Genomic DNA, 26,191 nt, shown 5'->3' with positions numbered 1-26,191 from the left:
CCGCGGAATCGCGGTTGCCGGCGTGGTTAGCGTCGAGGGGGTGAAGATCATCCTGCTGGGCGCCACCGGGCTCGTCGGTCGCGCCGTCGCCGCCGCCCTCGAACCACGGCACGAGGTCGTGCCCGTCTCCCGGACTTCGCCGGTCGGCGTGGACCTGGAGAAGCCGGCGTCGCTCGACGCGCTGTTCGGGACCGGTGCGGACGCCGTCGTGTGCTGCGCCGCCAACGTCCCGCTGCGTCCGCTCGCCGGGCTGACCGACGCGCAGGTGCTCGACGACCTGCGCGCCAAGCTGCTCGGTCAGGTCGCGCTCGCCCGGCGCGCGGCGCAGCGCCTGCCCGCCGGGGGCTCGATCACGCTCACCGGCGGGACGTTCACCGAGCCGATCCCGGGCAGCGGGCTCGGCGCGCTGGTCAACGCCGGCCTCGAAGGCTTCGTCCGGTCGGCGGCCGCCGACCTGCCGCACGGGCCGCGGATCAACGTGGTCAGCCCCGGCTGGATCAGCGAAACGCTCGAAGCGATGGGGGAGGACGGCCGCCGCGGGACGCCGGTGGCGGTCGTCGCCGAGGCCTACCGCGTTCTCGTCGAAGGCGAGGCGAACGGCCGCACCGTCGTGCCCCGGTGACCGCGGATCTTTGTCAAGATCCGCGCAGGAAACCCGGAATTCTTGAGGCGAAACAAAAATCTCCGCCCGGGCGTAACGGGTGATCGGCTGTTGCCGACAGGCAGTGCGGCAAGTGATCGACTCACCTGATTGGGGGACCTGTGAAGGGTTCAGGGTTTTTGAAGCGAGCCGCCGCCGTCGTCGCGGTACCGGTGCTCGCCGTGCTCGTGGGGGCGGTGCCGGCGCAGGCGCAGACCGTCGCCACGGGATCGCTGTCGTTCAGCGGTGACGAGGGCGACTACATCAGCGGTGGCCGCTCCTACGCCTACTCCACGGAGGCGAAGGACCGGCTCACCGTCAACGCGTCGGAGGACGGCAACCACATCGCCGTGAGCATCAGCGCCTTCAACAGCGACTGGTGGACGCTCGACCTGGCCGCGCCCAGCGGCACGGGCCTGGCCGTGGGTACCTACGACGGGGCGACCCGGTACCCCTTCCAGGGGGCGAACGCGCCGGGGCTGGACCTGAGCGGCAACGGCCGGGGGTGCAACACCCTGACCGGGACGTTCACCGTCCAGAACGTCGTTTTCGGGCCGCGCGGGTACGTCCAGACGCTGGATGCCACCTTCGAGCAGCACTGCGAAGGTGACACGGCGGCCGCGCGCGGCGAGGTGCACATCGCCAACCCGCCGGCGCCGCCGCAGCTCGCGATCGGGCTCAAGGTGGCCACGGACGGCACCGCGAGCACGCTCAACGGCAACGCCTACCTGCACGGCACCGTCGACTGCACCGCCCCGGCCAAGGTCACCTTGAGCGGGTCCGCGACGCAGGTCAAGCGCAACGTCATCATCCGCGGCACCTACTCGGCGCAGGTCTCCTGCACGCCGGGTACGCCGGCGCCGTGGACGGGGACCGTGGTGCCGTCGGGCACCACGCCGTTCCAGAAGGGGGCCGCGGAGGTCGTCACCCAGGCGACCGCGCTCGACCCGAACTACAACACCAACGTCTCGGTCGACGACACCAGCGTCGTCACCTTGGTGAAGGGCTGAGTTCCCGGCCGTGGGGCCGCCGGACCGGGCGGCCCCACGGCCTTAGGCTGCGTGCCACGCGTGCTCGGCGAAGGCGTCGTCGAGCGGCGCGCGGGTGAGCCGGTTCGCGTACGTCGACAGCGTGTACGTCCCGATTCCCAGCACCACCTCCAAGGCGTTCCGTTCCGTGTAGCCGGCACTGGTGAACGCCGCCAGCGCGTCGGCCGGGACCTCGCCCCTCGTGTCCATGACCGCGTGGACGAAGCCGCGCAGTGCCTCCAGCCGCGGCTCCGGCAGCGGGGATTCCGCCCGCAGTGCCGCCACCAGTTCCGGGGAGGCGGACAGGCCGGTCAGCGTGGCCGTGTGCATCGCCACGCAGAGGTGGCAGGCGTTGCGTGCGGCCACCGTCATGATGAGCACTTCGCGTTCCAGCGCCGTCAGCGTCGTGGACTCGAAGATCGCGCTGAGCTTGAGGAACCCGTTCAGGAGCTCCGGTGAGGTCGCCAACCGGGCGACGGCGGACGGCACGCGACCGAACTTCTTCGCGGTGGCCGTCATCGCGGGGCGGGCGGCCGGGGGTGCAGACTCCGGGGTGTGATCGGCGAACAAGGCGTCTCCCGACGTAGGATCGACAATGTGGTTGTCGAAACCGTAAACCTGGTTGTCGAGTTTGGCAAGGGGTCATGACCGGCACGCCGGGGTACGAGCTGCCCTTGCTCCTCTTCGGCGGCTTCCGCACGCTCATCGACCGCCTGCACAGTGAGCTCGCGGTCCGCGGCCACCCCGACATGCGGCCGTCGTACGGCTTCGCCATGCAGGCCGTCGGCGTGCAGGGGGCGACGGCGTCGGAGATCGGCCGCCGCCTCGGTGTCTCCAAGCAGGCGGCGGGCAAGACCGTCGAACGGCTGGAGGCGCTGGGGTACGTCGAGCGCGCCGACGACCCGGCCGACGCGCGCCGCAAGATCGTGCGGCTCACCGCGCACGGCATCGACGCGCTCACGAAGTCGGCGGAGATCTTCGACGAGCTGCGCGCGGACTGGGCGCGCACGGTCGGCGCCGGGCGGATCACCGCGCTGGAGAACGACCTGCGCGCGGTCGTCGACCCCGCGGCGTACCGGCTCGACGCGGCCGGCTGGTTCTCGAGCTAGAAGCCGCAGCCGGGGTCCGGGCCGCCCGCCGGGAGGATGTGCAGCGCCTCCAGTGCCAGGGTCACCCTTGGTCTTCGCTCACGCGTGGAACCAGGTGCAGCAGTCGTTGCAGTTCGTCGTCCAGGTTGGGGAAGGCGAAGTGGTAGCCGAGTGCGGTGAATCGTGCGGCGGCCTCATGGACTGTCATCCCGGTGCGGATGGCGCCCATGAGCAATTTGGATATGGTGAGCGGTACCCGCGGTTTGAGTTTCTCTCGGGACGAATTCCTCTTGATCAGAACTGCTTCTTCAGGAGAAAGCTCTCGAATCTCCGGTACGGAGCAACCCAGTCTCTGGAGGCAGGAGCCGATTTTCTCCGGCTCGACTTTTACGCTTTCGGCGTGGTCCAAAATAATGGGAAGTGGAACTTCGCTCTGCCCGATAGCGGCTGATCTCGGCAAGTCTGGTGGAATCAGTTCCGCATGGATATCGGCGACATCCGGGAATTGGTCGGCATTGAATCCGAACTTCGCCAGCCGCTGCGCAACCTCTGTGGAAGGATAGCCAGTTTGGGTTACTGCCATGGCGAACTCGTGCAAGTCCATCGCCTCGATTTGTCTGTATGGGGCGATAGTTAGGAGAATCTCTCGGTCTCTTGTGTCGGGGGTCGGCGGGAGGGATGCGGTTTCGCAGACGTCGAAACCCATGGCTTCAAGCCGAATCGCCGCGTCCTGGGCTGTCAGGTCCACGCTCAGCAAAACGTGGAGTAATTCCCGCGGTTCTATTCGGTTTGAAAATGAGTACACGGATTGTAGTAAAGCTTTGTCGAGTTCGGTCAGTTGCTCAGGTGGTGGCTTGTCGATGTGAACTCCGAAACGTGTCAACGTCTGGGCCAGGTCTCCTGGTCGGCATCCTGCGGTCAATGCCTCGCGACATATTTGACTAGCTTTAGACGGGTGTCCGTGTAGATGCAAACTCACCATCGCGTATCGAATGGGGTTCGGAAGTTCAATGAGGTCGACCACGGATACGTCGAAGTCCGGGACGTTCAGGCCCAGTCGGCGCAACCGGTTTGCGACGCTCGACGGCTCGAGCCCGGTTTCCTGAGCGGCCAGTAGTACGTATAGAGCGGACACCGGTTCCCCGGTTTTCGGAAAGAGCCTGCTGAATTCCGTCGAGTGGGCGCCAAAATTGCCGATGAGTCGTACGTCTGTGCCGTCAGCGCGCCCCAAAGGTACGGTAAGTGGGCGTTCGAAGCCCAGTTCGGCGAGTCGCTCGGCGACCTGAGTCATCGGGATGTCCAGTCGAGCACTCCCGGCGATCAACGCGAGGTGTGGATAAGAATCGCTAACCAGACTTGTCGCTTTTTCCGCAAGGTTCATCAGTGTTATGTCGGCCGAATCGAGGTGAGTCGGCGGTTGCAACTGTTCGCACTTCGCTACCGAAAAGCCGAGCTCCGCCAGTCGCCGTATCACGTTCTTAGGGCTGGTTCCGAGACGAAAAGCCGCGCGCCACACAGACGGAGGGGAAACTTCCGGACGAAGTGCGCCATCGGGTTGCGTGTAGCCGACCAACTCGTTCAGGAGGTCGTCCGAGGGCAGCGCTGGGAGTAACGGCCGTCCGGTTGCCTCGTCGGGAACGGCCGCTTTGAGAGCCAGCAACCGCCACAGCAAGAGGTGCGCTGGTGTCTTCGCGGCCTTGCGCCCGTAGGGGTCGTTCGGTTGGGGGGTTGTCCGTATCAGCTGCTGATCCAGCTCGACGATGCCGGCGACGTCTGCAGTGGTGTCATACGGGCCGATCTTGGTCGGCAAACCCTCGGAAATCGCCGTTCCGGCGATGATATCGGCAACTCCTATGTTGTTCTCGGCGACATTCAGAACCCATTGATACTCAAGAAGGGAACCAGGCTTCCGAAGCTCCGCGGTCGCCTGTTTCAGCAGTACCTCGGTCCGTTCCGACACGTCCTGGAGCACGGACATCCTGTCGACGCTGAGTTTGGGCGAGAAAGGGCCGGTCAGATTGATGACCGCGCCACATGGGTCGCTGTTGCTTTTTGATGCGGTCAGCACTCCGCGTTGGTTCTCGCAGCGCACATAGATGCCGTCGACGAGCAGGGCACCACCGTGCTCGCACCAGACGATTTGCCCGTTCTCAGAAGGAGCGCCGTGCTGCAACCGCCCGTACGCTTCGATGCTGTCCCCCCGTGCAGGGTGCCGACGACGCGGTTGGAATTCGAACGGACGCCAATATTCAGGCTCTTCCTCGCCGTGCTGAGCCGTGGTCTCGAACTCCGCGAGACCCAGCAACGCGCGCAAAGTCGCGACACAAGACGGCGCGTTCGCCCCATCCCGCAGGTGGAGCTTGACCTCCGTGCCTTCAGGCCTGCCATCGTCATCGGCACCAGTGAGAGTCTCGACGCGAAACAGGTGACCCGGCCCCGCAATCACCACTTTCACCAGCGGCAAACGCTCCCCACCCGGGTTCATCCGGCGGGTCGTCACCTCGATCCGGTCCGCGAGCATGAAGTAGCTCATCACCCCGATGCCGAACCGGCTGTTGAGGTACACGTGGATGCCCTCGTCCTCCCAGCGTGCACGCTCCACCGCGAACTCACGCCGGTCCGCGAACCGGATCCCCGCCTGCGAGAACACCTCGCGCAGCTCGGCCTCGCCCATCCCGACGCCGTTGTCCCGGCAGCTCAGGAAGTGCCGGCCGTCCTCCTTCCACTGGCGGAACTCGATCTTCCCCGGCCAGGACCAGTCCCGCGGCCCGCCCTGGTTGACGACGAGGTATCGGCGCCACGCCTGGCTGTATCGGCAGGCGTCGAGCGCGTTCTGGTACAGCTCGCGGATCGCCAGGGACCGGTCGCGGTAGAGCTGCTCGCCCATCAGCAGCTCGCGCACGCGGGTCTCGTCGAGCCGGAACTTCGTCGTCGGGATCACGAACTCCGGTCGTCCGTCCGGCCTCGTCGTCGGTGTGACGTCCTCGTCCGACGCCCGTTCCGGCAACGTCAGCAGTGGCGCCACCGCCGTCTCGCGGGCGGCGGCCTCGCGGGCGGTGCGCAGCACCTCGGACATCCGCGTCACGTGCTCGGTGAGCACTTCGTACACCGCTTCGTGCCGGCACTCGGCGTCCAGCCGCAGCGCCGTCGGGGTGCGGACCCAGCTGCTTTCACGCAGAGTTCGGTGGAGGTCCGCCAGCTCGACCTGGTGGTCGATGCCCAGGTGCTCGACGAGCGTGCTCGACAGCGAACCCGGCTCGATGGCCATCGTGTGGGCCAGGCCCAGGACGAGAGCGACGAGCCGGATGCGCAGCCGCTGGCCGCCGGGCCACTCTTCCGCCTGATCGCGCAGCCGCCAGTCCTTGAGCTCGCCGGGGGACAGGCGGAACACCGGCAAGAGCTGCTTCAGCTGCTGTTCCAGGGCTGCGGCCTGCGGCGATTCCAGCCCCAGTGAGACGGTCCGTGGCTGTCCGGACGCGCTCTGGTCGAGCCACCGGTGGAACAGCCACCAGCAGATCGCCCGGCGGTCGGGGTCGTCCGCGGCCGGGATGCGCCGGGCCCGCTCGACCAGGCGCTGCTGCTGGTCGCCGCTGCGGAAGAACTCGAAGTCGCAGTCGGGATGGCGTTCGAGCCGCATCGGGTCGACGTCCGAGTGCGCTTCGGCGGCGATCTGTGCCCACCGGGTGTGGTGGAGCAGCGGCGCGACCGTGAGCAGGAACGCCTCCACCGCGGAGAACCGGAGCGGGTCACCGGAGAGGTACCGGACGATCTCGCCGGCCCGCTGCACTGTCCGCTCCGGCAGCTCTTCGTCGAGCCACGGGTCGTCGGCCAGCGCCGCTTCCACGGCCTTGCGACGCTCGCCCTCCAGGTGCCGCAGGACAGCCAGTGCCTGGCTCCGCAGCTCTGCCGCTTCCTCGGCGTCCGGCCAGATCTTCGCTGTGCGAACGATCTCGTCCCACCGCAAGCCGTCCTCGACCGGGACCGGATGGCGCCCGTCGCCCTCTCGCACCTCCGCCAGCCAAGCCAGCCAGCTGCCTTCCGCGATGCCCTTCATGAGCTCCGGATCCGCCGGCTCGATCAGCGGCCGTCGGTCGGCCGCCGCCTTCTGCATGACCCCCACCAGGACGCTCAGGCGTTCTTCGGAAGGCACGTGGTCGCCCCGCAGCCAGTCGCCGATGCTCCGGTCGTTGAGCAGGTGGCACTTCGATGCCCCGGGAGCGACGTAGGTCTTCGACCGCTCGGCGATCTTCACGTTGGTGAGGCCGGAAAGCTTCCTGAGCGCGAGGAGCTGCTCCACCAGCTTGCTGTGCTTTGCCATCCGTCCCCTCCGGTCGGGTCGCACGTCGGTCGGTACCGGACCGGTACTTCGGTTCGTGCGCCTCGACCAGGGTAAAGCCGCCTTCACCCGCGGTTTCGAGGTGACCGGTTTTGGAGCGGTCGGTTCGATTTGCGGATGGCCGGAGACCTCGGTCATCCAGAGGGATCGAGCGGGAGACGAAGATGGTTACTGCGATCTTGGCGGCGCTGGGCGCGATCGTCCTGCTGCTGCAGGCGGCCAGCCGGCTGCCGGCCGCCGTGGCGCTGTTCGTGCGGGCGTGGATCCCCGTCGTCCGAGCCCTGGGCGCGCTCCGCGACGAGTGGCGCCGCAACGGCCCGAAGCGCGGCAGCGAGCAGCGTGACGACTGATGGCTGTCGAGCTAGAAGCCGCAGCCGGGGTCCGGCGCGTCCTCCGACAGCGGGCTGCCCGCCGGGAGCACGTACAGGACTTCCAGCACCAACGGCGTCGCCCCGAGGTTGCGGCCGATGTGCACCTGGTCGGGTTTCTCGGTGAACGCGCGCCCGGCGCCGAAGACGCCGTCGAGGCTGCAGTCGGCGAGGTTGTGCGTCAGCGTCCCGGCCTTCACGTACGCGTGGAGCGTGCCGTCGTGGAAGTGCCAGCCGGTGTAGCCGCCGGGTTGGATGGTGATCTCCCGCACCGTGTAGTCGGTGTGCCCCACGGTCTTCCGGGCCAGGATCGTGCCGGTGACGCCGCTGCCGGGCGTCGCGGAGGCGGTCGAGGGCAGCACCAGTACCGCGGCGAGGGCGGCCATGACGGTGGCGAGCGGCTTGCGCATCGGCCCAAGCTACCGCGTCCGGGCGTGTCCGTGGGGGCAGCGATCCCGGTAGCGTGCCCCGCATGGACGCGGACGTTTTCGGGCAGGTCCTCGGCGCGGTGCGGGAGTTCGTGCGCAAGGAGGTCGTGCCGCGTGAAGCGGAGATCGACGAACGCGACGAAATCCCGGCCGAAATCCGGGAGAAGGCCGCCGAGCTGGGCCTGTTCGGCTGGGCGCTGCCGGAGGAGTACGGCGGGCTCGGCCTCGGCATGGCCGAAGACGTCCGGCTGGCGATCGAACTCGGCTGGACGACGCCCGCGTTCCGGTCCCTGTTCGGTACCAACAACGGCATCGCCGGCCAGGCGATCGTGCACCACGGGACGCCGGACCAGCGCACCCGCTGGCTGCCGCGGCTGGCCGCGGGCCAGGCGATCGCGTCGTTCGCGCTCACCGAAGCCGAAGCCGGTTCGGACCCGGGCGGGCTGACCAGCCGCGCGGTCCGCGACGGCGACCGCTACCGGCTGTCGGGCACCAAGCGGTTCATCACCAACGCCCCGCTCGCCGAGGTGTTCGTCGCGTTCGCGCGCACCGATCCGGAAAGCACCGGCAGCCGCGGCATTTCCGCGTTCCTCGTGCCCGCGGGCGCGCCCGGCGTCACCGTCGGCCCGCACGACGCCAAGATGGGCCAAGCCGGCGCGTGGACGTCGGAAGTGGTCTTCGACGACGTCGAGCTGCCCGCCGACGCGCTGGTCGGCGCGGAGGGCCAGGGCTTCGGCATCGCGATGGCGTCGCTCGCCCGCGGCCGCCTGCACATCGCGGCGCTGTGCGTCGGCCTGGCCGAGCGGGCGCTGGCCGAGGCCGTCGAGTACGCGCGGACCGCGCGCCAGGGCGGCCGGGTGATCGGCGAATACCAGCTGGTGCAGGCGCTGCTGGCGGAGTCACACGCCGAACTCGCGGCCGGCCGCGCGATGGTCCACGAAGCCGCCGCGAAGTACGACTCGGGGGAGGACCGCAAGCTCGGGCCGTCGTCGGCGAAGCTGTTCTGCACCGAGATGCTCGGCCGGGTCGCCGACCGCGCGGTGCAGGTGCACGGCGGGACGGGCTACATCCGCGGCGTCACGGTCGAGCGCATCTACCGCGACGCGCGGCTGTTCCGGATCTACGAAGGCACCAGTGAAATCCAGAAGCTCGTGATCGCGCGGCAGCTGCTCGCGGACTGATCCGTGGGTCACCCACGCTTGCGCTGGAGTTCGCTCCAGCTCCTAGCGTCGGAAGCATGACCACTGCACAGCACGAGATCGGCTCGGGTTTCGGCGCCACGACCACGGCGGCCGAGGTCCTGGCGGGCATCGACCTGACCGGCAAGCTCGCGGTCGTCACCGGCGGCTACTCCGGTATCGGCCTGGAAACCACCCGGGCGCTGGCGGGCGCGGGCGCGCACGTCGTCGTCCCGGCCCGCCGCCGGGCCACGGCGGAAGAAGCGTTGCGAGGACTGGGAAGCGTCGAGGTCGACGAGCTCGATCTGGCCGACCTCGGCAGCGTGCGCGCCTTCGCCGAGCGGTTCGCCGACTCGGGGCGGGGGATCGACGTCTTCATCGGCAGCGCGGGCATCATGGCGTCGCCGGAGACCCGCGTCGGACCGGGCTGGGAGGCGCAGTTCGCCACCAACCACCTCGGCCACTTCGCGCTGGTGAACCGGCTTTGGCCGGCCTTCGGCCCCGGGGCCCGCGTGGTTTCGGTGTCCTCGCGGGGCCACCACTTCGGCCCGGTGCGCTTCGACGACCTGAACTTCGAGCGGGGCTACGACAAGTGGCTCGCCTACGGTCAGGCGAAGACGGCGAACATCCTCTTCGCGGTGCACCTCGACGAGCTCGCGCGTGACCGGGGCGTCCGCGCGTTCGCCCTGCACCCGGGCCGGATCCTCACCGATCTCGTGCGCTACCTGGACCGGCAGGAGCTGGTCGACGCGGGCATGGTCGACGAAGCCGGCCAGGTCACCGGAGGCGCGAAGACGCCGGAGCAGGGCGCCGCGACCCAGGTCTGGGCGGCGACGTCCCCGCAGCTCGACGGCCTCGGCGGCGTCTACCTCGAGGACTGCGACATCGCCGAGCCCGCCCCCGCCGACGGCACCCGCACGGGAGTGAAGGACTACGCCGTCGACCCGGCGCAGGCCGAGCGGCTGTGGGCGCTCTCGGCCGAGCTGACCGCGGTGAACGCCTTTTAAAGCTTTTCGACCTCTCGCACCAGGAGATCGATCTCGTCCTCGGTGTTGTAGTAGTGCACCGACGCCCGGACCATGTCCGGCAGGGCGCGCGCGGTGAAGTCGTACTGCGCCGAGGTGCGCGTCGACAGCGACGTGTTGATGTTCGCCTCGGCGAGCCGCGCCTTGATCTGCGCGGCCGGCGTGCCGTCGACGCTGAAGGTGACGAGACCGCACTTGCGCGCGCCGGCGTCGTGGATGCGCGCGCCGGCTTCGGTGAGCCGGTCGCGCAGGGTGGCGGCCAGCGAAGCGACGCGCGTTTCGATGGCCGGCAAACCCCATTCGAGCGCGTAGTCGATGGCCGCGCCGAGGCCGCAGACGGCGGCGAAGTCGCGTTCCCACACCTCGAAGCGCTTGGCCGTCGGGTCGACGACGTACTCCGTCGGCGACTCCCAGCTCGCCGAGTGCAGGTCGAGCACGGCCGGTTCCAGCCGCTCGCGCAGCCGCGGGTGCACGTAGAGGAACCCGGTGCCGCGCGGGCCGCGCAGGTACTTGCGGCCGGTGCCCGACAGCGCGTCGCACTTGAGGCGCGTGACGTCGAGGTCGAGCTGGCCCGCCGACTGGCACGCGTCCAGGAGGAACGGGATGCCGGCCGCCTCGGCGACCGCGCCGATCTCCTCGGCCGGGTTCACCAGGCCGCCCTGGGTGGGCACGTGGCTGACGGCGATCAGCTTGACGTCGCCGTCGACGCGCCGGCGCAGCTCTTCGACGTCCAGCTGCCCGGACGCGTCGTCGCCGATCACCTCGACGACCGCGCCGGTGCGCCGGGCGACCTGCAGGAACGCGATGGCGTTGCTGGCGTACTCCGCCCGTGAGGTCAGGATCCGGTCCCCGGGGCCGAACGGCAGCGCGTAGAACACCGCCTGCCAGGAGCGCGTCGCGTTGTCGGTCAGGGCGATGTCGTCAGGGCCGGCGCCGAGCAGCCGGGCCACCGACGCGTACACCGCGTCCAGGCGCTCCGCTGCTTCGGCGGCGGCTTCGTACCCGCCGACCAGCGCTTCGTGGCGCAGGTACTCGACGACGGTGTCGGTGACGACGGCCGGGGGCAGGGCCGCGCCCGCGTTGTTGAAGTGGACCACCTCGGCGCAGCCCGGGGTTTCACGGCGCGCACGTTCGACGTCGAAGCTCATACGAACTGAATACAGTAGTTAGTTACTGTATGCAATACTGCGCGCCATGGCCCGCACCCCGTTGCGCAGCGACCTCATCGAGCAGATCACCACCCGCGTGCTCGACCGGCGGCTCGCCGCCGGCGCCCGCGTCAACGAGGTGCACCTGGCCCGGGAGCTGGGCGTCAGCCGGACGCCGTTGCGGGAGGCGCTGATCGGCCTCGCCGACCGCGGCCTGCTGGTTTCCGCGCCGGGCCGCGGGTTCCTGGTGCCGCCGTTCGACCCGGACGAGGCGCGCCGGCTCTACCCGCTGGTGGCCGAGCTCGAAGCCCTGGCGCTGCGCTGGACGTCGCCGGTGGAACTGGCCGGGCTGCCGGACGCGCTCGACGTCGTCTCCGACGAGATGGCCGCGGCGCTCGCGCACGGCGGTGATCTGTCCGCATTGGACGACCGGTGGCACGCGCTGCTGCTGTCCCGCTGCCCGAACCCGCACCTGCTGCGGCTGATCGAGCAGACCAAGCCGCTGCTCAAGCGGTACGAGTCGGCCTACTTCGCCCGGGACGGCCACGCCGGGGAGAGCATCGGCGAGCACCGCCGCATCGCCGCGGCCCTGCGCGACGGCGACCTGGCGGCCGCGTCCGCAGTGCTCGTCGCCAACTGGGTCAAGGCCCTGGCGTACCTGGGGAAGGACGAGAAATGATCATCGCGCACCTGAGCGACCTGCACCTCGACGGCGGGAAGCGGGCCGAAGACCGCGTGGCCGCCGTGCTGACCTACCTGGGCGGGCTGGCGAAACCGGTCGACGCCGTCGTCGTCACCGGCGACATCGCCGACCACGGCACGGCCGCGGAGTACGCGCGCGCCGCCGAACTGCTGAAGCACCCGGCGCCGGTGCTGGTGTGCCCGGGCAACCACGACGTCCGCGCGGCGTTTCGCGCCGGGCTGCTCGACCTACCGGCTTCCGACGGCCCGATCGACCTCGCGCAGGAGGTCGACGGCGTGCTGTTCGCCATGTGCGACTCGACGATCCCGGGCCGTGGCGCGGGCTTCCTCGCCGACGAAACCCTCGAATGGCTCGACGGCGTCCTCTCCGGCGGTGACGGCCCGGCGTTCGTCGCGTTCCACCACCCGCCGGTCGAGGTCGGCGTCCCGCTGGTGGACGCGATCCGCCAGTCCGGCGAAGACCGGCTGGCTGCCGTGCTGGCACGGCACCCGCGGGTCGTGGCGCTGCTGGCCGGGCACGTGCACACCGGCGCTTCGACGACGTTCGCCGGTGTCCCGCTGCGCATCGCGCCGGGCGTCGTTTCGGGCTCCCTGCTCCCGGTGGAGCCGGGCGGAGACAGCGGCTGGACCGAGGGCGGCCCGCTGGAGTACGACCGCCCGCCGGCCCTGCTGCTGCACGTTCTCCACGACGACGGCCGGGTGACCAGCCACCACCGCGTGGTCAGCCGCTGAAGATCGGCAGCGTGATCCGGGACGGCCGGGCCGCGTCGTGGAACACCTCGAAGCGGTTCGGCTTCCCGTCCACCGCTTCGGTGACCGGCTCGCCCGTGCCGTGGTTGCGCGCGAAGCGGGGGAACGCGCCGCCGGCCACCTGGACGCGCAGCCGGTGGCCGCGGCGGAAGCGGTAGGCCGTCGGGTCCAGCGTCACCTCCGCGGTGACGATGCCGTCCGCGTCGGCCGCGGGGAAGCCCGGGCGCAGTCGCAGGATGCCGTCGGTCACGTTGCGGGAGGTACCGCCGGAGTCGACGTCGCAGAGCCGGACGTAGACGTCGGCGTGGCCCAGTTCGGTGCGCACGTGCACGGTCGCCGACACGTCGCCGATGATGTCGAGGTCCGACGGCAGCGGCTCGCCGGTGAACACCAGCACGTCCGGCCGCGCCTCGACCTCCTGGTTGTCGCGCTGCTTCCACTCGCCCGTCAGCAGCGGCCCGCCGACCGCCGGGGTCGGGTCGGCCGGGTCGTAGGTGAACGTCGTCGGCAGCGCTTCGGCGCCGACCGATTCGCCGAGCCCGCCGATCGGCCGCAGGTGCGACGCGGTGGTGGCCGACGGCGGCGGCCACGACTCGAAGTCGAGCCAGGTGCCGGCGCCCTGCAGGAACAGCCGGACCGGCGCCCGGTGCAGGGAAGTGCGGTCGCCGAGCAGGTGGGCGCGCAGGAACCCGAGCTGGTCGCGGATCATCGCGCCCATGCTGGCGGGCTCGCCGTGCGCCCACGGCCCGATCGTGATCCGCGGCGCCTTCCCGGCCTCGGCGAGGATCCGGAAGTCCCGCAGCTGCGAGCCGATGAACAGGTCGTACCAGCCGGTGACCATCGACACCGGGACGTCGAGCTGCGCCACTTCGGCGCTGTGGTCGGACATGGCCCAGTAGTCGTCGTCGGGCACGAAGTGCTCGGTGATGTCCTGGAGGAACCGCACCGGTTTCCCGATCGCGGCGACGTCGGCGCCGCTCAGCGGCAGGTGCGCCAGCGCGCGCCGGGTCTTGCGCATCTGCAGCGGGTTCGGCAGCGCGGCGAGGCGTTCCTCCTGGCGGCCGATCATCGCCGACCACGAGACCATGTTGTCCGCCGCGAGCACCCCGCCCGGGTAGAACGTCGAGACGAATTCCGACGCCGTCACGCCGAGGCACATCGCCGCCAGGGGCGGGTCGAGGTACGGCCCGATCGCCCACTGCGTGTGCCCGAGGTAGCTGACGCCCGCCATGCCGAGGTTCCCGTCGCACCACGGCTGGGCGCGCAGCCACTCGGCGGTCGCGAGGCCGTCCTCACGCTCGAGGTGGAACGGCCGGAACTCGCCGCCGGAGCCGAACGAGCCGCGGGTGCTCTGGACGACCGTCTGCAGCCCGTGCCGGGCGAACGTGTCGCCGAAGAGCTTCGACAGCAGGCCCTTGCGCCCGTACGGCGTGCGGATCAGCACCACCGGCGCCGACGTCGTCCCGGCCGGGGCGTACCGGTCGGCGAGCAGCGTGACGCCGTCGGGCATCGGGACGGCGAGGTCGCGCGTCACGACCGGCTTCGGCCCTTCGGCGCGGGGGAGTCCGAGCAGCTTGTCGACAAGTCGGTCCAGCACGGGCGACCCAGCCTTCCGAAGTGGAGTAGACCCTTCCGGATCCGACGGTACCTCAGTGCGCCCGGGCGAGGGTTTCCGGCCGAAGCAGCTTCGCCAGCTCTTCGGCCGGGATCAAGCCCTTTTCGACGACGAGTTCGGCGACGCCGCGCCCGGTCGCGAGAGCTTCCTTCGCGATCTCCGTCGCGGCCGCGTAGCCGATGCTCGGGTTCAGCGCCGTGACCAGGCCGATCGAGTTCTCCACGTAGCCGCGCACGACGTCCACGTTCGCCGTGATGCCCGAAACGCATTTCGAGGCGAGCACGCGGCAGGCCGCGCCCAGGTGCGTGACGCTCTCCGAAAGCGCGTGCAGGATGATCGGCTCGAACGCGTTGAGCTGCAGCTGGCCGGCCTCGGCGGCCATCGTCACGGTGACGTCGTTGCCGATCACCTCGAACGCGACCTGGTTGACCACCTCCGGGATGACCGGGTTGATCTTGCCGGGCATGATCGACGACCCGGCCTGCACCGGCGGCAGGGTGATCTCGTTCAGCCCGGCGCGCGGGCCCGAGGACAGCAGCCGCAGGTCGTTGCAGCTCTTGGAGAGCTTGACCGCGATCCGCTTGAGCACGCCCGAGAGGTGCACGAACGCGCCGCAGTCCTGGGTGGCTTCCACCAGATCCGCCGCGGTGACGACCGGCAGCCCGGTGATCTCGCGCAGGTGGCGGCACGCGGCTTCGGCGTAGCCCGGCGCGGCGTTGAGGCCGGTGCCGATCGCGGTCGCGCCGAGGTTGATCTCGTGCAGCAGGGCGACGGCTTCGCCGAGCCGCTGCCGGTCCTCGCCGAGCATCACCGCGTAGGTGCCGAACTCCTGGCCGAGCGTCATCGGGACCGCGTCCTGCAGCTGTGTGCGGCCCATCTTCAGCACGTCGTGGAACTCGACGGCCTTGGCCGCGAACGCCTTCTCCAGCACGACCATCGACTCGGACAGCTCGCGCACGGCGATGATCGTCGCGACGTTGACGGCGGTCGGGTACGCGTCGTTCGTCGACTGCCCGAGGTTGACGTGCTCGTTGGGGTGCACGACGTGGTAATCGCCCTTGGCGTGGCCGAGCAGTTCCAGGGCCCGGTTCGCGATGACCTCGTTGGCGTTCATGTTGGTCGACGTCCCGGCGCCGCCCTGGATGACGTCGACGACGAACTCGCCGTGCAGCGCGCCTTCGCGGATCTCCCGGCAGGCCTCGGCGATCGCGTTGGCGATGTCCGGTTCGAGGAGGCCGAGTTCGGCGTTGGCGCGGGCCGCGGCCTCCTTCACCGAGGCGAGCGCCTCGATCAGGTGCGGGTAGGCGGCGATCGTCGTGCCGGTGACGGGGAAGTTCTCCCGGGCGCGGGCGGTGTGCACGCCCCAGTACGCGCCGGCGGGAACGTCCTTGTCGCCCAGCAGGTCGTGTTCGCGGCGGGTGGTCATCCGGGGCTCCCCACCGAGGCGGCCAATTTTCCGGTGACACGCAGGTTTTCCGGGCCGGGCGGGCCGGCCACCCCGCACAGCTCCAGTGCCGCGGCCAGCACCGGCAGCCGGGCCCGGTCCCCGCCGTCGGCGATCTTGACCGCGATCGCGCAGCCGTCCGGCAGCGCGGCGACCTGGACGGCTTCGAAGCCGTCCTTGGCGATCAGCCCGGGCACCGCGCGCATGACGGCGGTGACGTCCCGGCGGTGGCCGCCGACGAGCTCGGGGTGCTTCCGGATGCCCGCGGCGACCAGGTGGTCCGGCGTGCCGGGGGCGGCCGTGGCGATCTTCGACACGGCCGTCGCGAGCCCGCGCAGCGTCGTCGCGAAGAGCGGCGCGCCGCAGCCGTCGACCGCGACCCGCGCGATGCCCCGGCCGGTCAGGTCCTCGACCGTGGCGGCGATCGCGCGCTGCAGCGGGTGGGCCGGGTCGAGGTAGCCCTCGGTGCTCCAGCCGTTCAGCTCGCAGGTCGCGAGCATGGCCGCGTGCTTGCCGGAGCAGTTGTGCGCCAGCCGGGTGGGGGTCCGGCCCGCGGCGATCCAGCGGTCCCGTTCGACCGGGTCGAACGGGAAGTCCGCGGGATTGCCCAGCGCGTCGGGGGACCGGCCGTCGAGGACTTCGAGAGCGGCTTCGAGGTGCATCGGCTCGCCCGAGTGGCTGGCCGCGGCGATCGCGAACCCGGCGGGGGACAGCCGCAGGCCCAGCCGCGCCATCGCCGCGGCCTGCAGCGGCTTCGCCGTCGACCGCGGGTACATCGCGGTGTCGGCGTCCCCGGCGGCGAACAGCGTCGAGCCGTCCGGGGCGAGCACCACGGCCGAGCCGTGGTGGACGCCCTCGACCATCCCGTCGCGGATCAGCTCGACCAGGGGTTCGTGGCTCACAGGCCCGCCTCGTCGAACGCGCGCATGTCGATCCGCCTGCGCACCCCGAACCAGCCCACGACCAGGGCGACGAGGATTGCCGGCAGCGCCAGCAAGGTGATCCGGCCGGTCTCGTCGAAGCCCATCAGGACGACGACGGCGGCGAGGAACACCAGCGTCGCGATCTCGGTGTACGGCGAGAACGGCAGCCGGAAGGCCGGGCGCTCGAGGCCGTCGCGCTTCGCCTTGCGCACGAAGAGCAGGTGACAGAGCACGATGATGGCCCAGGTGGCGAGGATGGCGATCGCGGCGAAGTTCAGCACGATCTCGAAGGCCTCCTTCGGCACCAGGTAGTTGAGCCCGACGCCGAGTACGCACACGGCCGCGGTGAGCAGGATCCCGCCGTAGGGCACGTGGTTGCGGTTCATCACGCCGGTGAACTTCGGCGCCGAGCCCGCCATCGCCATCGACCGCAGGATCCGCCCGGTCGAGTACAGCCCGGAGTTCAGGCTGGACAGCGCCGCGGTGAGCACGACGAGGTTCATCACGCTGTCCGCCGCGGGCACACCCAGGTGCGAGAGCACGGTGACGAACGGGCTCTGCTCCTTGGTGTAGGAGCTCCACGGCAGCAGCATCGCCAGCAGCACGACCGAGCCGACGTAGAACACCAGGATGCGCCACATGATGGAGTTGATCGCCTTCGGCATGATCTTCTCCGGGTGCTCGGTCTCGCCGGCGGCGACGCCGACGAGCTCGACCGAGGCGTAGGCGAACACCACGCCCTGCACGATGAGCACCATCGGCAGCAGCCCGGACGGGAAGAGCCCGCCGTGGTCGGCGATCAGCTGCGGCCCGCCCGCGACGCCGTCGATCGGCGTCTGCGTGACCAGCAGGAAGATGCCGATCACCATGAAGAGCACGAGCGCGGCGACCTTGATGATGGCGAACCAGAACTCCATCTCGCCGAACAGCTTCACCGACACCGTGTTCAGCGTCAGCACGACGGCGAGCGCGATCAGCGCGAGCACCCACTGCGGGATCGGCGAGAAGAACGACCAGAAGTGCGCGTACAGCGCGATCGCCGTGATGTCGGCGATGCCGGTGGTCGACCAGTTGAGGAAGTGCATCCAACCGGCGACGTACGCGCCCTTTTCGCCCATGAACTCCCGGGCGTAGGAGACGAAGGCGCCGCTGGAGGGCCGGTACAGGATCAGCTCGCCGAGCGCGCGGACGACGAAGAAGGCGAAGAGCCCGCAGACGGCGTAGACGATCGCCAGCGCCGGCCCGGCCTGGGCGAGCCGGCCGCCCGCGCCGAGGAACAGTCCGGTGCCGATCGCCCCGCCGATGGCGATCATGTTCACGTGCCGGGACTTGAGGGCCTTGCGGTAGCCGGCGTCGCCCGCGTCCGGGGTCGTGGCGGTGAGGGTTTGCTCGGTCACTGGTCCCCGTTCACGATGCTGGTCAGAGTGGCTTCGACGTGCTGCAGGTGCGCGGTCATGGCCGCGACGGCGGCGTCTTCCGAGCCGTCGGCGATCGCCGTGACGATCTCCCGGTGCTCGACGTTCGACTGCCGGCGCCGGTCGCCGAGCTGGTTGAGGAAGGCGGACTGGCGGGCGAGCGCGTCCCGGATCTCTTCGATCACCTTCCCGAACACGGGGTTGCCCGAGGACTGGGCGATGGTGATGTGGAAGAGCGAGTCGAGCGCGACCCAGGCCGTGTTGTCGGTCTCGGCCTCCATCCGGTCGAGCAGGTGGCCGAGGAGATCGAGGTCGTCCTGGCTCCGCCGCACGGCCGCGTACCCGGCGACGGGGATCTCGACGTGCCGGCGCACCTCGATGAGATCGCGGGCCGAGTACGGCCCGAAGGTGGGGTTGTCGGCCGGGCCGGTCGCGGTGACGAAGGTGCCCTTGCCGGTCTTCGACTCGGTCATGCCGAGCGCCTGGAGACCGCGGAGGGCTTCCCGGACGACCGACCGGCTGACCTCGAACTCCCTGCTCAAGGCGGCTTCGGAGGGCAGCTTCGCGCCGACGGCGTACTCGCCGCGCTCGATCGAAGCGCGCAGGTGGGCCAGCACGGCTTCCATGGCACTCACCCGGCGAGGACCACCTTGTCCGGCTGTCTGGCTGTCAGACAGGTTCATGGCCGGAATGCTCGGTGCCGGGGGTGCCGGTGTCAACGCGGGAGCGGGCGCCTGTGGCTCAGCTCACGGGCCGCCCCCGCTCGCGGATCCAGGTCCGTGGAGCCCCCGCGTGACCGCCCGGCAGCGGCGCGTGGCCGGACTCGTCACCGCCCGAAGAGGGGGCGCGTCGCAACGGCGGAACACCGCCCGCGAGGAGCAGAATCGACCCCGGCGAGCGCGTGCGCGGGCTGTCGGTGCCACCGGTTAGGGTGGGGGACCCGGGCGCGCCGGTCCCGATCACCAAGGGGAGGTTTTCGCTGGTGTCGAACGATTCCTTCGTCCACCTGCACGTCCACACCGAGTACTCGATGCTCGACGGTGCGGCGAAGATCGCTCCTCTCTTCGCGGAGGCGGCACGCCTCGGCATGCCCGCGGTCGGCATGACCGACCACGGCAACATGTACGGCGGTGACGAGTTCTACCAGCAGGCCAAGAAGGTGGGCATCAAGCCGATCATCGGCATCGAGGCCTACATCGCCCCGGAAAGCCGGTTCCACAAGAAGCCCGTCTTCTGGGGCCAGGCCAACCAGCGCGGCTCGGACGAGTTCGGTGAAGGCGGCGACGTCTCCGGTGGCGGTGCGTACACGCACATGACCATGCTCGCGGCGAACGCGACCGGCCTGCGGAACCTCTTCAAGCTGTCCTCCCTGGCCAGCATGCAGGGCTACTACCGCAAGCCGCGGATGGACCGCGAGCTGATCGCCGAGAACAGCTCGGGGATCATCGCCACCACCGGCTGCCCGTCCGGCGAGGTGCAGACCCGGCTGCGGCTGGGCCAGAAGGAAGCGGCGATCCAGGCCGCGTCCGACTACAAGGACATCTTCGGCGCGGACAACTTCTTCCTCGAGCTGATGGACCACGGCCTGCCGATCGAGCGGTCGGTCCGCGAGGGCCTGCTGGAGGTCGGCCGCCTGCTCGACCTCAAGCCGATCGCCACCAACGACTCGCACTACGTCACCAAGGACCAGGCGGACACGCACTCGGCGCTGCTGTGCGTCCAGGCGGGCAAGACCCTCAACGACCCGACCCGGTTCAAGTTCGACGGCGACGGCTACTACCTCAAGTCCGCCGCCGAGATGCGCGAGTACTGGGACAAGGAGGTCCCCGGCGCGGCCGACACCACGCTGATGATCGCCGAGCGCGTCGAGTCCTACGACGAGGTCTACACCCACAAGGACCGGCTGCCGTTCTTCGAGGTGCCGGAGGGCTACGACCAGGGCGGCTGGCTCCGCGAAGAGGTCCAGCGCGGCCTCAAGTGGCGCTTCCCGGACGGCGTGCCGGACGAGTCCTACAACGAGCGGATCGAGATCGAGCTCGACGTCATCATCGGGAAGGGCTTCCCGGCCTACTTCCTCATCGTCGCCGACCTCATCAGCTATGCCCGCAAGGTCGGCATCCGGGTCGGCCCCGGCCGTGGTTCGGCCGCCGGCTCCCTGGTCGCGTACGTGCTGGGTATCACCAACCTGGACCCGATCCCGCAGAAGCTGCTGTTCGAGCGGTTCCTCAACCCCGAGCGCGTCTCGATGCCCGACATCGACATCGACTTCGACGACCGCCGGCGCGGCGAGATGATCCGGTACGCCACCGAGAAGTACGGCGCGGACAAGGTCGCCCAGGTCATCACCTTCGGCACCATCAAGACCAAGGCGGCGATCAAGGACAGCGCCCGGGTCCATTTCGGCCAGCCCGGTTACGCGATCGCGGACAAGATCTCCAAGGCGCTGCCGCCGCCGATCATGGCGAAGGACATCCCGCTCTCGGGCATCGTCGACTCGAAGCACGAGCGCTACGGCGAGGCCGCCGAGGTCCGCGCGCTCGTCGAGACCGACGACGAGTGCAAGACGATCTTCGAGACCGCCCGCGGCCTCGAAGGCCTGATCCGCAACGCCGGCGTCCACGCCTGCGCGGTCATCATGTCGAGCGAGCCGCTGACCAACGCCATCCCGCTCTGGCAGCGTGACGACGGCTCGATCATCACCGGCTGGGACTACCCGTCGTGCGAGGCCATCGGCCTCCTGAAGATGGACTTCCTCGGCCTGCGCAACCTGACCGTCATCGGTGACGCGATCGACAACATCAAGTCCAACCGCGGGGTCGACGTCGACCTCGACACCCTGGGCGTCGACGACCCCGAGACGTACAAGCTGCTCGCCCGCGGCGACACGCTCGGCGTGTTCCAGCTGGACGGCGGGCCCATGCGCGACCTGCTGCGCCGCATGGAGCCCACGGTGTTCGACGACATCGTCGCGGTCGGCGCGCTGTACCGCCCCGGCCCGATGGGCATGAACGCGCACAACGACTACGCCGACCGCAAGAACCACCGGCAGAAGGTCAAGCCGATCCACCCGGAGCTCGACGAGCCGCTGCGGGAAATCCTGGCCGACACCTACGGCCTGATCGTGTACCAAGAGCAGATCATGCACATCGGCCAGAAAGTGGCCGGGTACACGATGGGGCGCGCGGACGTGCTCCGCCGCGCGATGGGCAAGAAGAAGAAGGAAGTCCTCGACAAGGAGTACGAGGGCTTCGAAGCCGGCATGCGGGCCAGTGACCTGCGGCCCGGCGGCTTTTCGCCCGAGGCGATCAAGGCGCTCTGGGACACGATCCTCCCGTTCGCCGGGTACGCGTTCAACAAGAGCCACGCGGCCGCGTACGGCCTGATCTCGTACTGGACCGCCTACCTCAAGGCGAACTTCCGGGCCGAGTACATGGCCGCCCTGCTCACGTCGGTCGGCGACAACAAGGACAAGTCGGCGGTCTACCTGTCCGAGTGCCGCCGGCTCGGCATCAAGGTGCTGCCGCCGGACGTCAACGAGTCGGCCCTGCGCTTCGCGGCCGTCGGGGACGACATCCGCTTCGGACTGGGTGCCGTCCGCAACGTCGGCGCGAACGTCGTCGAGTCGATCCTCAAGACCCGCGAGGAGAAGGGCAAGTACGCCTCCTTCACCGATTTCCTCGACAAGTCCGAGCTCGTGGTCTGCAACAAGCGGGTCATCGAGTCGCTGATCAAGGCGGGCGCGTTCGACTCGCTCGGCCACACGCGGCTGTCGATGATCCAGGTCCACGAAGACGCGGTCGAAGCCGTCGTCCCGCTCAAGCGCCAGGAGGCGATGGGCCAGTTCGACCTGTTCGGCTTCGGCGGGGACGACGGGGACGACACCGCGGCGGCTTCTTCCTCGCCGCTCGCGCACCTGAAGTTCGGCGAAGAGGAGTACCCGCGCAAACAGCTGCTCGCCTACGAGCGGGAGATGCTCGGCCTGTACGTCTCGGCGCACCCCCTGGACGGGGCCGAGCGGATCCTGCGCAAGCACGCCCCGAAGCCGATCGCCTCGATCCTGGCCGACCCGCCGAAGGAAGGCGAGATCATCGTGTCCGGGCTGATCACGTCGCTGGAACGGCGGGTCAACAAGAAGGGCGAGCCCTGGGCGATCTGCACGGTCGAGGACATGGACGCCTCCCTCGAGGTGCTCTTCTTCCCGAAGTCGTACGCGCTCTTCGCGGGCGAGCTGATCGAGGACAACGCCGTCCTGGTCAAGGGCCGGGTCAACTGGCGCGAAGACAAGATGTCGATCTTCGGCGGCGGCCTGGCGACCCTGGACCTGTCCGAGGTCGGCACGGGCAACGGCGACGACGAGCCCCCGCTGATCCTCCTGGCGGCGGCCGAGAAGATCGACCAGTCGGTGGTGAGCGAGCTGCGGTCCACGCTGCTGGCGCACAAGGGGGAAACCCCGGTGCACCTCAAGCTGGTGGGCAAGAACCAGACGGTGTTCGCGCTCTACGACTACCCGGTGAAGGTCAGCTCCATGCTGATCGGCGAGCTCAAGGGCATCCGGGGGATCACCGCGTCCACCTGATCATGCTTCCGGGACGGGCGGGTTCGGCGTGCACAACGCGCGCGGAACCCGCCTTTCGTGTTTGCTGATGGGGGTATCCCCACCCCGTGAACTTCCGTGAGGTCCGCCCTCGATGACGTACGAACCCGATCCCCGCCGCTGGAAAGCGCTTGCCGTCTCGCTCACGGCCGGGTTCATGGGCCTGCTCGACGTCAGCATCGTCAACGTCGCCCTCCCGTCGATGCAGACCGGCCTGCACGCGAGCAGCGGCGGCATCCGCTGGGTCGTGTCCGGCTACGCGCTGGCGTTCGGCCTGGTCCTGGTCACCGGTGGCCGCCTCGGGGACGCGTTCGGCCGCCGGAACATGTTCCTCGGCGCCCTCGCCGCCTTCGTCCTCACCAGCGCGCTGGCCGGCGCGGCCCCGAACGAGACGACGCTGGTGCTCGCGCGCCTGGCCCAGGGCCTGGCCGCGGGCATGCTCACCCCGCAGAACACCGGCCTGATCCAGGACCTCTTCCGCGGCGCCGAGCGCGGCCGCGCGTTCGGCATGTTCGGCGCGGTGGTGGGGATCTCGACGGCGGTCGGCCCGATCCTCGGCGGCGTCATCCTCGCCGTCTTCGGGGCGCAGGACGGCTGGCGCTGGGTGTTCTACGTCAATGTCCCGATCGGCGTCCTCGCGTTCGCCCTCGCGCTCCGGCTGCTGCCGCGCAGCGAGAAGAAGCAGTTCAGGCTGCGATCGGAGATCGACTTCGTCGGGATCGCGCTGCTCGCGGTCGCCGTCCTGGGCGTGCTGCTGCCGGTGATCGAGGCCGACCAGCACGGCATCACGCGGCTGTGGTGGCTGTTCGCCGTCGCGCTCGTCTTCGGGGCCGCGTTCGTGCGCTGGGAGCACTCGGTGGTCCGGCGCGGCCGGTCGCCGCTGCTGGACACCCGGCTGTTCACCGACACACCCGGGTACGCCACCGGGGCGGCGGTCGGGGCGCTCTACTTCTGCGGGTTCGCCGGGATCTGGCTGGTCTTCGCGATGTTCTTCCAGCAGGGCCTGGGCTACTCGCCCCTGCAGTCCGGCCTGTCGGTGACGCCGTTCGCGATCGGCTCGGCGGTGTCCGCGGCCGTCGCCGGGCGGCTGGTGCCCCGCTTCGGCCGGTGGCTGACCGTCACCGGGCTGGGCATGGTCGCCGTCGGGCTGCTGGCCGTCGCGCTGCTCGCGGAGCTGGTCCCGCCGTCGGCGTCCGGGTGGGCCTTCGCGCTCCCGCTGGTGTTCGCGGGTGTGGGCGGCGGGATGGTCATTTCGCCGAACACGACGTTGACGCTGGAATGCGTGCCGGTCCGGATGGCCGGGGTCGCGGGCGGCGCGCTGCAGACCGGGCAGCGGATCGGGACGGCGATCGGCACCGCCGTGCTCGCGTCGGTCTTCGGCCTGTTCGTCGGCCGGGGCTATCCGCTGGCGCTCACCATCGCGCTCGCCTGCGCGGCCGTCCTGACGTGCGGCGCTCTCGTCCTCGCGATCGCCGAGCTCCGGACGCGGCGCCACCGCGCTTCCGAGGAGGAACGCGAAGCCCGGGAGGCCGAGACCTCCGCGGCGGACGTCCCCCGGGGCTGAGCCACGCACTACTTTCCGCAGATCGGCGATGCTCCATCCGAGTGACGAGCACGGAAAGACACTGGTGCTACGCAGAGCAACCGGGTAAGTCTTATGGAGCCTTCACTGCGCGGCTTCGGCTACCGACAGTGGCAATCAGTCGGCCACCCGGGGATGGGGTGACCGGCTTGAGCGACCGAAGCGTCCGGAGTTCGAAGGAATGGACACACTCGGTCACCTTCCATCCAGTGGGTGTCGGCGTCCGCGGGGGACCGTCCGGCATTCGCGGAAGGGCTGCCCATCGGTGCCCGCCGGCGCGTGACGGCGGCGGGCGGGCCCGGGTGAGGGGGAACCGGGCCCGCCCGTCTTCACCCGTGTCGTGCGCACCGCCGCCACCCTGATCATGCTGGGATGGTCGGCGTCCGTCGGACCGACGCGGGGAGTCCCGATGACCGAGCAGCCGGCCACCAGAGCGCGGGTTTGGTACCGGCCGATGCGCTCCCGCGACCGCGGCGAGCACCACCGCGTCTCGACACCGCTGGAGCTGCTCTTCGACCTGTGCTTCGTGGTCGCCGTCGGCCAGGCCGCGGCCTCGCTGCACCACGCGCTGGCCGAGGGGCACGCCGCGCACGGCGTGTCGTCGTTCGCGATGGTGTTTTCGCGATCTGGTGGGGCTGGCTGAACTTCAGCTGGTTCGCCTCGGCGTTCGACACCGACGACGTCCCGTACCGGCTGGCCACGCTCCTGCAGATCGCCGGCGGCCTGACCATCGCGGCCGGGGTGTCCAGCGCGTTCGACGGCGATTTCCGGGTGATCGTCGCCGGGTACGTCCTGATGCGGCTGTCGCTGGTCGGGCAGTGGCTGCGCGCCGCGCCTCTGGATCCGGCGTGCCGGCCCACCGCCGTGCGCTACGCGGCCGGGATCGCGGTGGTCCAGGTGCTGTGGATCGCGCGGCTGTGGGTGCCGGGCACGGCGGGGATCGTCGCGTTCCTCGTGCTCGTGGTGGCCGAACTGGCGGTGCCGGTGTGGGCCGAGAGCCGGCAGGGGACCGCCTGGCACCCGCACCACATCGCCGAGCGGTACGGCCTGTTCACCCTGATCGTGCTCGGCGAGACGATCTTGAGCGCGACCAACGCGATCAAGGAGGGGGTGTCCGACGCGGCGCACGTCGGGCGCCTGGCCGGCCTCGCGGCGGCCGGGCTGGTGCTCGTGTTCTCGCTGTGGTGGCTGTACTTCGACCAGCCGGGGCACGCGCGGCTGCTCCGTCGTCCGGGCATGTTCACGTCGATGAGCTGGGGGTACGGCTACTACCTGATCTTCGCCTCCGCGGCGGCGGTCGGCGCCGGGCTCGAGGTGGCGGTCGGGTACGACACGGGCACCCTGCACGGCGTCGGCGGGGTCGCCGCGGCGATGGCGACCACGATCCCGGTCGCGGTGTTCCTGCTGAGCGTGTGGCTGCTGCACATCGGCCCCACCAATGAGTGCCGCCCGATCGCCATCGGCTTCCCGGTCACCGCGGTGCTCGTCGTGGCGGCGTCGTTCACCCCGGCGCCGATCCACGTCGCCGCCGGGCTCGCGGCCGCGCTCGTCGTGCTGACCGTCGTCGCGACCCACGGGGAGCGCCAACCGGCTTGAGCGCCTATCGGTGCAGGTCAGAGGCTTGGCGCGAAAAAGGGGACCCCCCTGCGCGAGGGGTTTCGGGGGCATGTAAAGTTCTCCAAGTCGCCAGGGAAACCGGGTGGCCACCGGGAACACGAACCAAGCTCCCACGATCGTGGTAGAGTGGGTGGTCCCGAACCAGGGTAGTATCCCTGGAACAAAGCTTGAAACAAAAGCCGAAGACCAAAGCGCTTCACGGCGCGGCGGTTCGAAGTGTGTTGCTTGAGAACTCAACAGTGTGCTAGTGAACTAAGCCAGTAGAGCTTATTTATGAACCTCGTATGAGGTTCCTTTGAGAGCATTAAAT

Annotated in this window: 19 protein-coding genes and 1 pseudogene; 11 read left to right on the top strand and 9 right to left on the bottom strand. The window is 69.8% G+C overall.

Translation table 11 applies throughout. The annotated features are described in order from the left end of the window. Positions 1 to 22: 22 nt before the first annotated feature. Together AB0M80_RS26050 and AB0M80_RS26045 are read left to right on the top strand one after the other, a co-directional pair. Positions 23 to 622, top strand: coding sequence for a short chain dehydrogenase (locus tag AB0M80_RS26050; RefSeq protein WP_364569892.1), 600 nt, complete (start codon positions 23 to 25; stop codon positions 620 to 622). A gap of 158 nt (positions 623 to 780) precedes the next feature. Further along, complete coding sequence (locus AB0M80_RS26045) at positions 781 to 1,650, top strand: hypothetical protein (protein ID WP_364569889.1); 870 nt, start codon at positions 781 to 783, stop codon at positions 1,648 to 1,650. 42 nt (positions 1,651 to 1,692) lie between these two features. Here the strand turns inward: AB0M80_RS26045 and AB0M80_RS26040 are convergent, their stop codons facing one another. Continuing rightward, positions 1,693 to 2,187: a carboxymuconolactone decarboxylase family protein gene (locus tag AB0M80_RS26040; protein ID WP_364570595.1), complete on the bottom strand. Its 495-nt coding sequence runs from the start codon at positions 2,185 to 2,187 to the stop codon at positions 1,693 to 1,695. A gap of 125 nt (positions 2,188 to 2,312) precedes the next feature. Here AB0M80_RS26040 and AB0M80_RS26035 point away from each other — a divergent pair, with 125 nt between their 5' ends. After that, positions 2,313 to 2,777, top strand: a complete 465-nt coding sequence (locus AB0M80_RS26035; RefSeq protein ID WP_364569886.1) for a MarR family winged helix-turn-helix transcriptional regulator — start codon at positions 2,313 to 2,315, stop codon at positions 2,775 to 2,777. Between the two features lie 61 nt (positions 2,778 to 2,838). Here the strand turns inward: AB0M80_RS26035 and AB0M80_RS26030 are convergent, their stop codons facing one another. Further along, positions 2,839 to 7,074, bottom strand: coding sequence for a hypothetical protein (locus tag AB0M80_RS26030; RefSeq protein ID WP_364569883.1), 4,236 nt, complete (start codon positions 7,072 to 7,074; stop codon positions 2,839 to 2,841). 182 nt (positions 7,075 to 7,256) lie between these two features. Here AB0M80_RS26030 and AB0M80_RS26025 point away from each other — a divergent pair, with 182 nt between their 5' ends. Beyond that, entirely contained in the window at positions 7,257 to 7,442 is a 186-nt protein-coding gene (locus tag AB0M80_RS26025; RefSeq protein ID WP_364569881.1) for a hypothetical protein, read from the top strand. A gap of 11 nt (positions 7,443 to 7,453) precedes the next feature. Here AB0M80_RS26025 and AB0M80_RS26020 read toward each other — a convergent pair whose 3' ends face one another. Beyond that, on the bottom strand, positions 7,454 to 7,870 hold the full coding sequence (locus tag AB0M80_RS26020; protein WP_364569878.1) for a cupin domain-containing protein: 417 nt from the start codon (positions 7,868 to 7,870) through the stop codon (positions 7,454 to 7,456). 62 nt (positions 7,871 to 7,932) lie between these two features. Here AB0M80_RS26020 and AB0M80_RS26015 point away from each other — a divergent pair, with 62 nt between their 5' ends. Then, positions 7,933 to 9,069 (top strand): acyl-CoA dehydrogenase family protein, encoded by a 1,137-nt coding sequence (locus tag AB0M80_RS26015; protein ID WP_364569875.1) that lies wholly within the window; start codon positions 7,933 to 7,935, stop codon positions 9,067 to 9,069. A gap of 56 nt (positions 9,070 to 9,125) precedes the next feature. After that, on the top strand, positions 9,126 to 10,073 hold the full coding sequence (locus tag AB0M80_RS26010; protein WP_364569872.1) for an SDR family NAD(P)-dependent oxidoreductase: 948 nt from the start codon (positions 9,126 to 9,128) through the stop codon (positions 10,071 to 10,073). Here AB0M80_RS26010 and AB0M80_RS26005 read toward each other — a convergent pair. Continuing rightward, complete coding sequence (locus AB0M80_RS26005; RefSeq protein ID WP_364569869.1) at positions 10,070 to 11,239, bottom strand: aminotransferase class V-fold PLP-dependent enzyme; 1,170 nt, start codon at positions 11,237 to 11,239, stop codon at positions 10,070 to 10,072. The two genes, AB0M80_RS26010 and AB0M80_RS26005, sit on opposite strands and share 4 nt — an antisense overlap. A 46-nt stretch (positions 11,240 to 11,285) precedes the next feature. Here AB0M80_RS26005 and AB0M80_RS26000 point away from each other — a divergent pair, with 46 nt between their 5' ends. Then, the gene (locus tag AB0M80_RS26000) at positions 11,286 to 11,918 is read left to right on the top strand and encodes a GntR family transcriptional regulator (RefSeq protein ID WP_364569866.1); all 633 of its coding nucleotides are present in this window, start codon (positions 11,286 to 11,288) and stop codon (positions 11,916 to 11,918) included. Continuing rightward, positions 11,915 to 12,673 carry a metallophosphoesterase gene (locus AB0M80_RS25995; protein ID WP_364569863.1) on the top strand — a complete coding sequence of 253 codons (759 nt, stop codon included), beginning with the start codon at positions 11,915 to 11,917 and terminating at the stop codon, positions 12,671 to 12,673. The genes AB0M80_RS26000 and AB0M80_RS25995 overlap by 4 nt, the downstream gene beginning before the upstream one ends. On the opposite strand, the gene AB0M80_RS25990 is transcribed toward AB0M80_RS25995, so the two are convergent. From AB0M80_RS25990 to AB0M80_RS25970, 5 genes are read right to left on the bottom strand one after another with little or no spacing between them, the layout of a single operon-like run. Then, positions 12,663 to 14,288, bottom strand: a complete 1,626-nt coding sequence (locus AB0M80_RS25990; protein WP_364569860.1) for a CocE/NonD family hydrolase — start codon at positions 14,286 to 14,288, stop codon at positions 12,663 to 12,665. The genes AB0M80_RS25995 and AB0M80_RS25990 overlap by 11 nt on opposite strands. Before the next feature lie 52 nt (positions 14,289 to 14,340). Next, positions 14,341 to 15,732: an aspartate ammonia-lyase gene (locus AB0M80_RS25985; protein WP_364569857.1), complete on the bottom strand. Its 1,392-nt coding sequence runs from the start codon at positions 15,730 to 15,732 to the stop codon at positions 14,341 to 14,343. After that, entirely contained in the window at positions 15,729 to 16,652 is a 924-nt protein-coding gene (locus tag AB0M80_RS25980) for an asparaginase (RefSeq protein WP_364569854.1), read from the bottom strand. Before AB0M80_RS25980 ends, AB0M80_RS25985 begins: the two co-directional genes overlap by 4 nt. Further along, positions 16,649 to 18,070: an amino acid permease gene (locus tag AB0M80_RS25975; protein ID WP_364569851.1), complete on the bottom strand. Its 1,422-nt coding sequence runs from the start codon at positions 18,068 to 18,070 to the stop codon at positions 16,649 to 16,651. Before AB0M80_RS25975 ends, AB0M80_RS25980 begins: the two co-directional genes overlap by 4 nt. Further along, complete coding sequence (locus AB0M80_RS25970) at positions 18,067 to 18,714, bottom strand: FadR/GntR family transcriptional regulator (RefSeq protein ID WP_364570592.1); 648 nt, start codon at positions 18,712 to 18,714, stop codon at positions 18,067 to 18,069. Before AB0M80_RS25970 ends, AB0M80_RS25975 begins: the two co-directional genes overlap by 4 nt. A gap of 356 nt (positions 18,715 to 19,070) precedes the next feature. On the opposite strand from AB0M80_RS25970, the gene dnaE reads away from it, so the two are divergent. The 3 genes and pseudogenes from dnaE (at position 19,071) to AB0M80_RS25955 (ending at position 25,860) form a co-directional block, all read left to right on the top strand. Beyond that, positions 19,071 to 22,664: a DNA polymerase III subunit alpha gene (dnaE, locus tag AB0M80_RS25965; protein WP_364569848.1), complete on the top strand. Its 3,594-nt coding sequence runs from the start codon at positions 19,071 to 19,073 to the stop codon at positions 22,662 to 22,664. A 112-nt stretch (positions 22,665 to 22,776) separates the two neighbouring features. Next, positions 22,777 to 24,246 carry an MFS transporter gene (locus tag AB0M80_RS25960; RefSeq protein WP_364569845.1) on the top strand — a complete coding sequence of 490 codons (1,470 nt, stop codon included), beginning with the start codon at positions 22,777 to 22,779 and terminating at the stop codon, positions 24,244 to 24,246. A gap of 427 nt (positions 24,247 to 24,673) precedes the next feature. After that, positions 24,674 to 25,860: pseudogene (locus AB0M80_RS25955) on the top strand (low temperature requirement protein A). The last annotated feature ends 331 nt before the right edge of the window (positions 25,861 to 26,191 follow it).

The sequence above is a fragment of the Amycolatopsis sp. NPDC051045 genome (genome assembly GCF_040682955.1).
GTDB lineage: Bacteria > Actinomycetota > Actinomycetes > Mycobacteriales > Pseudonocardiaceae > Amycolatopsis.
This window is presented reverse-complemented; position numbering and strand designations above follow the sequence as displayed.